This window comes from Nostoc mirabile CHAB5784, assembly GCF_020829645.1.
Classification (GTDB): Bacteria; Cyanobacteriota; Cyanobacteriia; order Cyanobacteriales; family Nostocaceae; genus Nostoc; species Nostoc mirabile.
This window is the reverse complement of the sequence record NZ_JAIVFS010000065.1, coordinates 1-13,718: the sequence shown is the minus strand read 5'-3', so window position 1 is coordinate 13,718 and position 13,718 is coordinate 1. Positions and strand designations below refer to the sequence as shown.

General features: G+C 43.9%; 9 protein-coding genes and 1 pseudogene. 4 read left to right on the top strand and 6 right to left on the bottom strand.

Annotated elements, in window-relative coordinates; translation table 11 throughout:
- Positions 1–186 precede the first annotated feature (186 nt).
- Entirely contained in the window at positions 187–696 is a 510-nt protein-coding gene (locus LC653_RS47540) for a pentapeptide repeat-containing protein (protein ID WP_372478244.1), read from the bottom strand.
- 477 nt (positions 697–1,173) lie between these two features.
- Here LC653_RS47540 and LC653_RS47535 point away from each other — a divergent pair, with 477 nt between their 5' ends.
- The 4 genes from LC653_RS47535 (at position 1,174) to LC653_RS29680 (ending at position 11,264) form a co-directional block, all read left to right on the top strand.
- Positions 1,174–5,856, top strand: a complete 4,683-nt coding sequence (locus tag LC653_RS47535) for a Calx-beta domain-containing protein (RefSeq protein ID WP_372478243.1) — start codon at positions 1,174–1,176, stop codon at positions 5,854–5,856.
- 193 nt (positions 5,857–6,049) lie between these two features.
- Positions 6,050–6,874, top strand: a complete 825-nt coding sequence (locus tag LC653_RS29690; RefSeq protein ID WP_229498232.1) for a peptidylprolyl isomerase — start codon at positions 6,050–6,052, stop codon at positions 6,872–6,874.
- Positions 6,871–9,813 carry a peptidase domain-containing ABC transporter gene (locus tag LC653_RS29685; RefSeq protein ID WP_229498231.1) on the top strand — a complete coding sequence of 981 codons (2,943 nt, stop codon included), beginning with the start codon at positions 6,871–6,873 and terminating at the stop codon, positions 9,811–9,813. The genes LC653_RS29690 and LC653_RS29685 overlap by 4 nt, the downstream gene beginning before the upstream one ends.
- Before the next feature lie 98 nt (positions 9,814–9,911).
- Positions 9,912–11,264 (top strand): HlyD family secretion protein, encoded by a 1,353-nt coding sequence (locus tag LC653_RS29680; protein ID WP_229498230.1) that lies wholly within the window; start codon positions 9,912–9,914, stop codon positions 11,262–11,264.
- Positions 11,265–11,360: 96 nt separating this feature from the next.
- Here the strand turns inward: LC653_RS29680 and LC653_RS29675 are convergent, their stop codons facing one another.
- The 5 genes and pseudogenes from LC653_RS29675 to LC653_RS29655 all read right to left on the bottom strand — a co-directional run.
- A complete protein-coding gene (locus tag LC653_RS29675; RefSeq protein ID WP_229498229.1) occupies positions 11,361–11,594 on the bottom strand; it encodes a hypothetical protein in 234 nt (77 codons plus the stop codon).
- 57 nt (positions 11,595–11,651) lie between these two features.
- Positions 11,652–12,212, bottom strand: coding sequence for a WGR domain-containing protein (locus LC653_RS29670; protein ID WP_229498228.1), 561 nt, complete (start codon positions 12,210–12,212; stop codon positions 11,652–11,654).
- A 13-nt stretch (positions 12,213–12,225) separates the two neighbouring features.
- Positions 12,226–12,582, bottom strand: coding sequence for a hypothetical protein (locus LC653_RS29665; protein WP_229498227.1), 357 nt, complete (start codon positions 12,580–12,582; stop codon positions 12,226–12,228).
- Positions 12,583–12,678: 96 nt separating this feature from the next.
- Positions 12,679–13,047: pseudogene (locus LC653_RS29660) on the bottom strand (AAA family ATPase); the annotation flags it as partial.
- Positions 13,048–13,176: 129 nt separating this feature from the next.
- The coding region (locus LC653_RS29655; protein ID WP_229498226.1) for an HNH endonuclease at positions 13,177–13,718 on the bottom strand (542 nt) is incomplete at its 5' end.

Here is a 13,718-nt window from a genome sequence, read left to right as displayed (position 1 = left end):
GAGCTTCCCGATGAAATCGAAAAAGCCTTAGAAAGAAAAATTACTAACTTGTCAGAGTCAAATTTACGACCAATCACCGATTTCCCATTGTTTCCTGATTTGCCAGATGATGGAGGAGAGGATAATAATTCTTCTGGTTTATCATTGCAAGCTCCTCTATTAGTTGAGCCTCAAGAAACAGCTAATTTACCAATCGTTGTCAGTGGTGTCGATAACAGTTCCGTCTTCCAAAGTCAAATGTATAATCCCACCAGTGAAATTGACGGTATCTACATTCTTAGCTCCAGTCAGGTCGGGACTAAATACATCGCCAACTCTGATTTCAGCACGAAACAAGTTAGCCCCTCTCATATTAGTACCCTCCAACTCGGCACACTCCAGAAAGGCTTCGGTCAAGTTGGCTCCACTCAGGTCGGTATTAGTGAGATTGCTCTGGTTCAAATTAGCACGGGTCAAGTTGGCATTGCTCAAGTTGGCTCCTTCCAAATTGACCCCCCTCAAATTAGCCTCAGTCAAATCGGCACCACTGAGATTAATACTGCTCAAATTGGAAGTAATTCCCTGGCGGTAGGGTTCGTCATAAGCCCCAACGTCAAAATTAACACTGACTCCACTAAGATTAGCTCCTTTGAGATCGACCCCGCTAAAATCTTTCTCCCCAGCAGCGTAACGTCTCAGCAATTCTTTACCGTTCATAATTCGCCTTTTGCATTAATTAACACATACAAAGATAGCTCAGTTAACCTCTTCGACCCCACCTTTAACATCAACTTCCAAATCACCGACCTCCCCACCGGACAACTAGCCGAAGCCCAAATCACCAAATTCGACTCCTTCGGTCGCCCCAACGGTGGCACCATCCTCATCGACGACGACGCTAACGGCGCAGGCTGGTTCATCGACCCCACCCCCTTCGACAACAGCGAATTCACCACCATTCTTACTGACACAGCCTACCGCGCCACCACAGGCGACGCATTCGGTAAATACGACCTCCTCACCACCATCTTCCACGAAACCGGACACCTACTAGGTATAATCAACGGCAACCCAGGCTTTGACCAATACATCCAAACCATCAACGGTACAAAAACCTTCATAGGCAACAACTTCACTGCCACCCTCACCCCAGATGGTAGCCACCTTGACTCCAAGGTACACCCCTACGACCTGATGAATAACACCCTAGCTCCAGGGGTGCGTAAGCTACCATCATGGCTCAACCTGCAAATGCTCAATGCTATCCGTAACACCACGCTAGCACCAAGCAGTACAACACAACTAACAGCACCGCTAACCGCAATACTCCTTGCAGATATCACCAACGGTAACTTCAACGAAACCGACACTACCAAACTCGAATACGGCTGGACAACTCGTGGTGCAGCCACCATCCTCAATCAAGAAGCAGTCCTTACTGAAGACTCACCCTTACTGAGCAATTTCTCTCAGTCCTTCATCATCCCAGAAGGAGCCAAATACCTCCAGTTCACCCTGAAAAACACCACCTTGGGAGCAAACACTCCAACAGCCCCAGGCGACGCATTCGAGGTAGCATTACTCAACGCCAACACCAAACAATCCTTAGTCAACACCAGCCAAGGACTCAGCCAAACCGACTCCCTACTCAACATCCAAAACGACGGCACGTACTACACCAGCAACAAAGTCACCTTAGTAAATACGACACCCAACAGTACCCTTACCCTCAACCAACCACTTACCTTCAAAGTAGACCTCAAAGGTATTCAAGCAGGAACCGCCGCCACCCTCTACTTCGACCTACTAGGCTTCGGTGCAAGAGATGCCAAAGTCATCTTCGACAATGTAATATTGCTAGACAACGATTTTGTAGCACCAGTCGCCAACAACGACACCGCCGCCACCAACCAAACCCAACCCGTCACAATCAACCTCCTAGCTAATGACAGCGATGCAGACAGCAGCATCAACCCCTCAACCCTGACCATCCAAACCAATCCTAGCAACGGTGCGATCGCACTCAACCTTGATGGTACAGTTACTTACACCCCCAACCCCACCTTTGTCGGCACAGACACCTTCACCTACACCATCACCGACACAGACGGCTTAACATCTAACACCGCCACTGTCAACATCACAGTCAACAATATTGCCCCAGTCATTACGGTAATTACAGGCGACACCACCACAACCGAAGGCACAACAGCCAACTTTACCGCCACAGCAGTTGACCCAGGTGATGAACTTACCTACCTCTGGAACTTCGGCGACGGTTCCCAGCTACTAGAAGGTCAAAATGTCACCCACGCCTACGCCGACAACGGCATATACATCGCCACCCTTACCGTAGTAGATAGCCAAAGAGTAAATAGCTTTCAGTCTCTAGAAATCACAGTCAACAACGCCGCACCAAAAGCTAATGCAGGCGCAGACCAAAGCATAAACGAAGGACAATCTGTTATCTTCAACGGCAATTTCATCGACCCCGGCATTCTTGACACCCACACTTATACTTGGGATTTCGGCGACGGTGATACCGTAAATGGCACACTCAGTCCCACTCACATTTATGCCAACAACGGCACTTATACTGCCAAACTTACCATTACTGATAAAGACGGAGGTGTAAGCAGCGACACCTTAACTGTCATCGTCAACAACGTAGTACCAACTATCACTCAACTCACAGGTACAACAGAAGTAGCAGAAGGCACACCAGCCAACTTCACCGCCACAGCCATCGACCCTGGGAACGATACCCTCACCTACACCTGGAACTTTGGCGATGGTTCTGCCCCCGTACAAGGATTTGATATTAGCCACACCTTCGGTAACAATGGAATTTACACCGTCACCCTCACAGTCAGCGACTCTGACGGCGCTTCTACATCCCAAACCCTACTGACAAAAGTCAACAACGTCGCTGCCACTGTCAACGCAGGTACAGACCAAACCATGTACCAAAACGAACCCGTCATCTTCGACGGACAATTTCACGACCCCGGTATATTAGATACCCACACAATCGAGTGGAATTTCGGTGATGGTAACACCGTAACAAGCGTTCTCAACCCCAACCATATCTACATTCTTCCGGGCGAATACACCGTCACCCTCACCATCACCGACAATTCGGGCGCAGTCTCCAACGATACCATGACTGTGACGGTGAAGAAACCACCCACAATGTCCGTCAGCGATATCTCAATTATCGAAGGTGACAACGGTAATAAGTACGCTGTCTTTACCGCCAACTTGAGCGAAGCCAGCCAAAGAACCATCACCGCTAACTACTCCACCACCGACTGTACAGCAACCGAAGGTAGTGATTACACAGCCGCCAACGGTACAATTAGCTTCGCCTCTGGAGAAATCAGTAAAACCATTACCGTCCAACTAATTGGCGACACCCTGGACGAATTTGATGAAACCTTCTTCGTCAACCTCAGCGATGCCACCAACGCCACAATTCTTACCAACCAAGCCACAGCCACCATCCTCGACGATGACGCAGCCCCAACCCTGACGATAGGCGACAGAAGCATCATCGAAGGCGACAACGGTACACTCAACGTCACCTACACCATCAACCTCAACACTCCAAGCGGCAAACCCGTTAGCGTTAATTACACAACAGCTGACGGTACGGCAACTGCGGGTACTGACTACACTGCCACCAACGGAATAGTTTCCTTTGCTCCCGGTGAAACCAGCAAAACCATTACAGTAGAAGTTTTAGGAGATGCGATCAATGAATTCGACGAAACCTTCTTCCTCAACTTGAGCGATGCCACAAACGCCACAATTACCAAGAACCAAGCCGTAACCACCATCCTTGATAACGACGCACCGCCAAGTATAACGATTGGCGACAGAACAATTACCGAAACAGATAACGGCGCGATCGCACTCATTTACACTATCAGCCTCGACGCACCCAGTGGTAAACCCATCAGCGTCAAATACGCCACAGCAGATGGCACAGCAAATGCGGGTAATGACTATACCGCCACCAATGGTACAATCAACTTTGCACCAGGGGAAACCACCAAAACTGTTACAGTCCAGGTACTTGGCGACACCATTGATGAATTCGACGAAACCTTCTTCCTCAACTTGAGCGATGCCACAAACGCTACAATTAGCAAGAACCAAGCTGTAAGTACAATCGTTGATAACGATGCACCGCCAAGCATTACAATAGGCGACAGAAGCATCACTGAGGGAGACAACGGTACAGCAACCATCACCTACACAGTTAACCTCTCCACACCTAGCGCCAAACCCATCAGCGTCAAATATGCAACAGCAGATGGCACAGCAACTGCTCTTAGTGACTACACCGCCACCAACGGTACAATCAACTTTGCTCCCGGTGAAACCACCAAAACTGTTACAGTCCAAATTCTGGGCGATACCATTGATGAATTTGACGAAACCTTCTTCCTCAACTTGAGCGATGCCACAAACGCTACAATTACCAAGAACCAAGCTCTAAGTACAATTGTTGACAATGATGCACCACCTGTATTCACCATCAATGATAGAACCATTACTGAGGGAGACAACGGTACTGCCATTGTCACCTTCACAGTTAACCTTTCGGCAGCCAGCGCTAAAGCAATCGCGGTAAATTATGCCACCCTTGACGGCACTGCGATCTCTGGCAGCGACTATACTGCTAATCTTGGTACAATCAACTTTGCACCAGGGGAAACCAGCAAAACTATCTCAGTACAGGTACTTGGCTACACCATTGACGAATTTGATGAAACCTTCTTCCTCAACTTGAGTAACGCTACCAACGCTACTATAGGTGATGCCCAAGGTGCAGGAACAATTCTGGACAATGACGCACCAGCAAGTATAACAATTGGCGATCGCACTATTACCGAGGCAGATAACGGTATGATGGCTGTAACCTACACCGTTAGCCTGAATGCTGCTAGTGGCAAGCCAATCACAGTGGACTATACTACCGCAGACGGAACAGCAACTGCGGGTAAGGATTATATCGCAACGAGTGGCATCCTTTCCTTTGCCTCTGGCGAAACAAGCAAAACAATTACCGTTCAAGTTCTGGGTGACACCATAGATGAATTTGATGAAAACTTCTTCCTTAACCTTAGCAATGCTAGTAACGCAACTATTACCAACAACCAAGCTGTAACTACGATCATCGATAACGACGCACCGCCAGTTATGAGCATCGGCGACAGAACAATTACAGAAGGACATAACGGAACACAAATACTCAATTTTACTGTTAGCCTCAGTACAGCTTCCCAAAAAGCAATTAGCGTCAAATATGACACAGCCAACGGTACAGCAATAGCTGGAAGTGACTATACAGCAACAAGCGGGATAATTACCTTCGCCCCTGGAGAAACTACTAAAACAGTATCAGTACAGATAATTGGCGACAGATTGGACGAACAAAACGAGAATTTCTTTATTAACCTCTCTCAAGCAATCAACGCCAATATTGTTGACGCCCAAGCAATTGGCACGATCATTGATGATGATTCTTCGCCTACACTGACTGTTACTAGTGTACCTGGTCAACTATGGCCACCTAACCATAAGATGGTTGAAGTCAAGGTCAATATCAAAGTTAGCGATGATTTCGATGCTAACCCCACTGTCAAATTAGTATCGATAACCAGTAACGAACCCGACAATGGTTTGGGTGATGGCGATACTGCTGGTGATATTGAAATTCGCTCAGATGGACGGATTTTCCTGCGGGCAGAACGTTCTGGCAATGGCAACGGGCGTATTTATACCCTAACTTATAGTGCTACCGATAGCGCTGGTAACGTTACTTACTCAACTACAGAAGTGAGTGTACCCAAAAGTCAAGGTAAATAGCTAGAGATAGGATCTGCCCTCACTCTTAAACTGCCTTCTACCTTCTTCAACTCAGTATATTTAAGTATTTAGCAGTTATCCTTTTATCCAATATAGGTGTACCTATCATTGTCATAAATAGAACCTGTGATACATGATCCAAGGGAGAAAGTATAACAATACATTCTCCTATCCTGGCTGTGACTTGCACCCTATGGCTCACCTCTTAATTGGCAACCAGATAATTACCGAAGCAAAAATTCCGCATCTGCTGGCTGGTTTCCAAATGCTACCGCAATTGTGCCGTTTGTTGGTGATTGAAAGAGCGAGCGCTCCATTTGAACTCACTCCATCCGAAAAACAGTGTGTTATTGAGCAATACTGCCAAAACAATCAGCTGACAACACCAGAAGCTATAGCAAAAGCTTTAAAGCATTACAGCATGAGTCTTGAGCAACTAGAAGCTGTTGCCATGCGAGAACTGAAGATTGAGAAGTTCAAGCAAGCCACTTGGGGGACAAAGCTAGAATCTTATTTTTTGCAATGTAAGTCTCAGCTAGACAAAGTAATTTATTCCCTAATTCGCACAAACGATGCAGAGGTGGCCCAAGAACTCTATTTCCGCATCAAAGCCCAAGAACAGACATTTGCTGATTGTGCCTCGCTGTATTCACAAGGGCAAGAAGCTCAAACAGGAGGAATGTTAGGCCCTGTTCCCATAAGTCAACCGCATCCAGCAATAGCACAGAAACTTAGTATTTCCCAACCAGGACAGTTATGGCCGCCGATGAAATTGGATGAGTGGTTTGTGATTGTGCGACTCGAAAAGCTGATTCCGGCTCAATTAGATGATGCAATGCGCTCTACACTTTTAAATCATCTGTTTGAGACTTGGTTAGCTGAAGAAACGAATAAAGCGCAATTAACCATACATGAGGAGGAAGGAGGAAGAGAAGGAGCGAGGGAATGTGAAATTTCCCACCCTCCTACACTCGCTCACTCCCACACTCCTAGTTCCCCAGCCCTGGTAACAAAATGATAGAAAGCACCACCACAATTCAAGAATTCCTCGCCAGCATCTACCCATTTAATCAGCTTTCTATAACCAGTGTTGAGCGGATTGCAGCAAAACTTGAACCTTTACGTTACCGTATGGGGCAAGCAATTTTGGTCAGAGAAACCCTCCCAGCTAGAGTAGGCATTCTTTACCAGGGGCAAGCCCGTTTATTGGGATATGCCCCTGGTGCTTCTGCCCCTGATACCCTGCAACTACTAAAACCAGGATCAATCATCGGTTGGACAAGTTTGCTGCGTGGTGTACCGTGTGAAACTGCGATCGCCTCTGTTGAAACTCTTTGCCTAACGCTCAAAGCGTCGGATTTCTTAAGTTTACTAGAACTTGAACCTATCATTGCCAACGCCTTTCGTAACTATTGCAGCTTAGTTGAAGTTTTTGACCTGTTGGGTGCAGAACTAGAACGTCGAGGTAAGATTCCAGACAATCTTAAAGAACTCGCTACTGCTTTAACAAAACAGTCTACTATCCTTAACTTGCCTCCAGGCACAACACCACTTCAGCAATTAGACCCTAATTTACTGTGGTTAGTTAGCAGTAAAGGGTCGAACTATGCTGTGGGATCTTGCCTAAATCTTGGCTCAGATCGAGCTAACATTACTGGAGAAGTTCGCTTAGTTGGTTTTACCGATCCGACACTCCCGATGACTGAATCTGACGTTAACATCGCCTCATTGTCAGATACTGGAATTTGGGCAAACGCCCCATTCGCTCCAGAGCGCCCAGAAGAACTAGAAGAAATTGAGCGATCGCAAATCAAATACCCGCACATATCGGGTCGTGGGCCTGTAGATGGAACTCTTGCTTGTTTTCAAATGCTAGCGCAACACTTAAAAATGCCGTTTCGCCGCGATGTCTTGCGCCGTGCGTTAGTTAGTAATAAACAGCGTACAGGCAGCATTTCCATTCAATTATGTGGTGCTTTGGCAGAATTGATGGGATTAACCTCACAACTGGTGAATGTTCCTGCCGTCGCTATCTCTAAACTACCCACACCAGTTTTGATTCCCTGGCAAGATAGTTATGCAATTCTTTACAAAGCCACTGAAAAAGAACTAGTTCTTGGCATTCCAGAACAAGGCATTGTCCGTAAAAAGCCAGCCGATTTTGCTGAAACTTGGGGGGAAGAGGGGCAAGTACTTCTGCTGCAACCCACTAAAGAAACTCCTCAAAAGCGATTTGGTTTATCCTGGTTTCTCCCCGCCATCAAAAAGCATCGTACTGTTTTAATTGAAGTCTTCATCGCTTCACTATTCGTTCAACTATTGGGGCTAGCAAATCCCTTAATTACCCAAGTAATTATTGATAAAGTTATTATTCAAAACGGAATTAATACTCTCAACGTTCTGGGCTTTCTGCTCATAGCAATGGCTGTAGTCGAGGGAATTATTACTTGGCTACGTACTAACTTGTTTGTAGATACCACCAATCGGATCGATTTAAGTTTGGGTTCGGAAGTAATCGACCACCTATTACGCTTACCACTACGTTATTTTGAGAAGCGCCCTGTTGGGGAAATATCCAGCCGGATCAATGAATTAGAAAACATTCGCTCTTTCCTCACTGGTACTGCCCTGACTGTTGTTCTAGATGCTATCTTCTCTGTTATTTATATTGTAGTAATGATTTTTTATAGCTGGCTGCTAACAATCGTAGCACTAGCAACAGTACCTCTCTTTGCTTTATTAACCTTTATATTTGCACCTATTATTCGCAGCCAAACTAGAACTAAAGCCGAACGTAATGCCGAAACTCAATCGTATTTAGTTGAAGTGGTTTCTGGGATTCAAACAGTCAAAGCCCAAAATATTGAACTGAATTCTCGCTGGCAATGGCAATCTCGTTATGGGAAATATATTAGTGCTAGCTTTGAAAATGTTCTGACTTCTAATACTGCTAGTTCTTTATCTAACTTTTTGAATAAACTTTCGAGCTTACTTCTACTTTGGGTAGGTGCATATTTAGTATTGCAGCAAAAACTGACTTTAGGACAGTTAATTGCTTTCCGCATTATCGCAGGTTATGTTACAAGTCCTTTGTTAAGATTAATTCAACTGTGGCAGAATTTTCAAGAAACTGCTTTATCTCTAGAACGCTTGGCTGATATTCTCGATACTCCCCAAGAAACAGAAATTGCTGGGCGTAATAACATCCCGATGCCAGCAATTGTTGGCACAGTTCAATATGAAAGTGTTACTTTCAGCTTTGCTAAAAGCCCCAATCCGCAACTTAATAATGTTCACCTTGATATCGAAGCTGGTATGTTTGTTGGAGTTGTGGGTCAAAGTGGTGCTGGTAAAAGTACATTAACCAAACTTTTGCCCCGCCTCTACGAACTAGACTCCGGTCGGATCAAAATTGATGGCTATGACATTAATAAGGTAGAACTCTACTCCCTACGTCAACAAATTGGCATGGTTTTACAAGACACTCTGTTATTTGACACTACAGTACAAGAAAATATTGCTCTAACAATGCCTGATGCCACAGCAGAAGAAATTGTGGAGGCGGCTAAGATTGCTTGCGCCCATGACTTTATTATGAATCTGCCCAACGGCTATGAAACTCGTGTTGGAGAAAGAGGTTCGGCTTTATCTGGTGGACAAAGACAACGAATTGCGATCGCTCGGACTGTATTACAAAACCCACCACTGTTGATCCTGGATGAAGCTACCAGCGCACTCGACTATGCTACTGAACGTCAGGTGTGCTTGAATTTAGCCCAAGTATTTAAGGGAAGGACAGTATTTTTCATTACCCACAGGCTAGGAACAATTCAAAATGCCGATGTGATTTTGATGATGAGCCAAGGACGAATTGCTGAACAGGGGACTCATTCAGAACTCATGGATTTAACAGGGCTTTATTACTGCCTGTACCAACAACAGGAGACTCAAGTTTGAGTGAATGAGGAGAAGAATATATTTTGCGAACTAACAATAGCTAAAACTTATCACTAACTACTATTTATAAAAAGCTAATCGCTAACAGCTAAATAATTATGAGTATTAATAATAGTAATAATCAGAATGGGAATGGTCAGCACTTAAACAATGGCAATGGTAGTTCTCCAAAGGCAGCAATAACTTCTGTTCAAAAATTGGAACAGTTATCAACAGAGACATCTGATATTCAGCCAAAACCAGCTAATACTGCTCCACGTTATCTGACTAAATTTGACCAGCCTGTAATTCTCCGGCAATCTCGCAAATGGTCAAGAGCTATCCTTTGGGGTCTAATGGCTATTACAACTGGTACAATTATCTGGGCAAACTTTGCCAAAATTGAAGAAGCAGTTTCCGCTACTGGTAAGTTAGAGCCAACAGGTACTGCTAAAGAAATACAGGCTCCTGTTGGGGGCGTGGTTAAAGAAATTTACGTTGAAGATGGACAGCAGGTAAAACTTGGTGAACAACTGCTCAGTCTTGATCCGACTACTGCTAATGCTCAACTTGATTCTTTCAAAAAAATTCGCTTATCTCTAGTTCAAGAAAATCAATTTTATCAATCTCAAATGAAAAGTGCGGCTACAATCAGTCCCACAAATGTAAAGGTGACAAATGAAATGCTTGACCTGACTAAAAGTCGGGCAGCAATAGTAGCAGAAAACCGATTATATCGCGCTCAACTAGATGGTACAGGTTCTAGTAGTGGACTTTCTATAGAACAAAAAGAGCGTCTAGTATCTACTTCTTCAGAATTAGATGCGCGTGTGACTACTGCAAAGCTGGAAGTTGACCAATTAAGTCGCCAACTCAAACAAACTGAGATTAAGCTGGCTGCTACGAAAGATACCTTGATAATGAACCAAGGTATTCTCGACAATATTACCCCGTTAATGAATGATGGGGCAATTTCTAAGATTCAATATTTCAAGCAACAAGAGGAAGTTAGAAACGCTCAATCTGAAATTGACCAACTTAAACAAGAAGGCTTGCGTTTACAATCTGCTATTAATCAGGCACAAGCTAAGTTGCAATCAACTGTAGCTATTTCTCGTAAAGATTGGCTTACCCAAATTGCAGATAATAACAAAAAAATTGCTGAAATTGATTCTCAGTTGACTAAAGCCATAGTCGAAAATAATAAGAAGATTGCCGAAAATGACTCTCAGTTGAGTCAAACTCAAATGAATCTTCAATATCAGTCAATTAGTTCCCCAGTTAATGGTACAGTATTTGAACTCAAGGCACATACACCAGGGTTTGTGGTGACATCCAGCGAACCAATTCTCAAAATTGTTCCTAATGATGCTCTGGTTGCTAAAGTTTACATCACCAACAAAGATATTGGGTCAAGGTGGTTAAATTTACATAAAATTTCCATATTCAGAAAAAATAATTCTAATGGTTAAGCGATGTCATACGAAACAACCAAAAGGACAAACAAGTGGTTAAGCTGAAAGTCAGTTAGAAATATCCCCCAGCACATACTGCACTGGGGAATATTATCAATCTGCCTCAGAATAATAAATAGGATCTACATGTTCCAATACAGATTCATCAGCAACAATCTCTGTCCTTGTGCTAACTGATCCAACATGTATATCTAAGTCTGGGATATCAATTCCTAGCTGGTCAGATATTTCTCTTATTTTTTGGTATTGAGAATCTATTTCCTGCTCCCTGTGGGTAGAGTGCCCATACCCCTCCGACTCCCAAGAGCTAACAATTATCTTTGCCATAGCTTTATTCCTTGTTGAATTCTGGAATTTTCTCACAATATTTTCCGCCAAGCTGATTTACAAATGTCGCCAGAAGTTCTTACTGATAGTCTTGAGACTGGCAACTGCCGTTTCTGTTGTTGCTTCAGGGGCATGACGAATAGCCACCGCAGCAACTTGTGGTGCAGGAGTCGCTAACAGAGAATTGAGTAATCCCATTTGATAATCAACATCTTCTACTGAGCGATATACCCTGTATGGTTCAATTTGCATACCCAAAGGTGTTGGGACAATCAAAAGATATTGATTTAGGGCATTGATATAAGCAACTGAAAAATTTCTCTGCTCTACATAAGGACGAATAATCTCTAGTAATTCAATCGCTCTGTTGATTTCAGAAACTTCACAATTACTATCGATTTGTGACTGACTTCTTCTGTAGCCTTTCATCATCTTTTCGGCTACCAGATTGTTGAATTTGCTAACTGCTCTTTGATGATTGCCTAATGTGTGAACTTTAGTCTGCGCTTGATAACCGACTCTGCCCCACTGCACTGTTAAATTACCATCTTCGACAATGGCCGCCCAGAATTTATTGCTGTTCTGGATAGCATCAACAAAGACTAAATAGATTTCCATATTTTTTACCCAATCAATTCGCTAATTTCTGGGCATTGCCCCATCGAATTTGATGTTGTAAAGCTTCAAGTATCGTTTCGGCTTCCAGAGTTGTTAGTCCATTTAAAACAGAGCAGACATCCTCAAACAAGTTTTTATACAATGGATATGAAACTAATAAGCCCAGATTAGACAATGCATCCTCAAGTGCCTCAGCAACAGTATGCTTAGTAGAACTGTCTTTTTCTAACGTAAAAATGTAAGTTGCTAATGCCATTCGGAGCATAAGCTTAGTTTCTCTGTCCAACTTCTCTAAATACACACCATATTTATCAAGCAGTTGGTCAATAGTTGGAGTCTGCCCGTAATAAGTAACTAAGTCTGTCGTCATGTTTATTCGCCTTATTAACTATGTTAATTGGTTGCTCTCAATTACTAAAAAAAAGAGTGATTGCCCCCATAGAATCAGGAGACAATCGCTTTCTCATCAGTTCATATTCCGAAACTTAGCAGCACGCAAAGACTGAGTTTTCGCTGCAACCACAGGGCTACTAGCCCGTCGTGCGGTGGATGCCCAGAATTGCATACGCTCAACTGCCGCAGCGTCCTGAATCGCAAGCGGGGTGATGGTTTGACAACAAGCTTCGAGGTCAGCAAGCGTTACCTGTTGTGGTCTACCCTCATCGAATGCCAGCAAAGCAGCTTCAGATGCTAGCGTTTCCAATTCAGCACCGGAAAATTTCGCGGTGTTGGCAGCGATCGCTTCGAGATATTCGGATTCCAGGTGAATGCCAAAACGTTGTAGATGAATCCCTAGAATCTGTACACGCTCCGGCTCTGTGGGCAAGTCAACAAAGTTAAACTAAGCCAGTGAGTCACCCCACTGACTCGTCTTCAGAACCGTGCATGAGACTTTAACCTCACACGGCTCCTCAATAACTTGGCGTTTGTCATACGTACCTCGTTTACTTTGCGGTTTGAGAAGTTAGAAAGGATTATCATTTAAGTATTCTTCCTCTAATTCTTGACAGCAAACCTGCTGAAAATTATCCATTCCTGTTTTTTCATCATGGCAATGTCGATGAAGTAATTGGAGGTTGTCGTATTTGTTTTCTTTTCCTCCTTTGGATTTAGGAATAATGTGATCAACTTCCATTACATCTTCATCTCTAAAAAACATTCCGCAGTGGGTACACTTTCCTTTTTGCCGCTTGAGTAATGTTGCTGTTACTTTATTGGCTTGGGGATGTTGTCCCATTCTTGTACACCAATAAACTAAATCGCCGTCATAGGGAGTTCGATTCCCTTTTACTTTCGTATGTCTCACGATAGGAGTTTCGGAATGTTTTAATAGTTTTACGGTTTTTTCTTCTTTTTGGAAGCCGAAAAACCATCCTTCGCCTTTATTAATGAGCCAATAACGATTAATTACCCAATGTTTATTTTTCATTGGGTGACGGCGTTTTGCCCATGCTCTTAGTTGCTGATAAGTGTTTTTATCCGCTAGTGAGTAAATATCTTTACTTA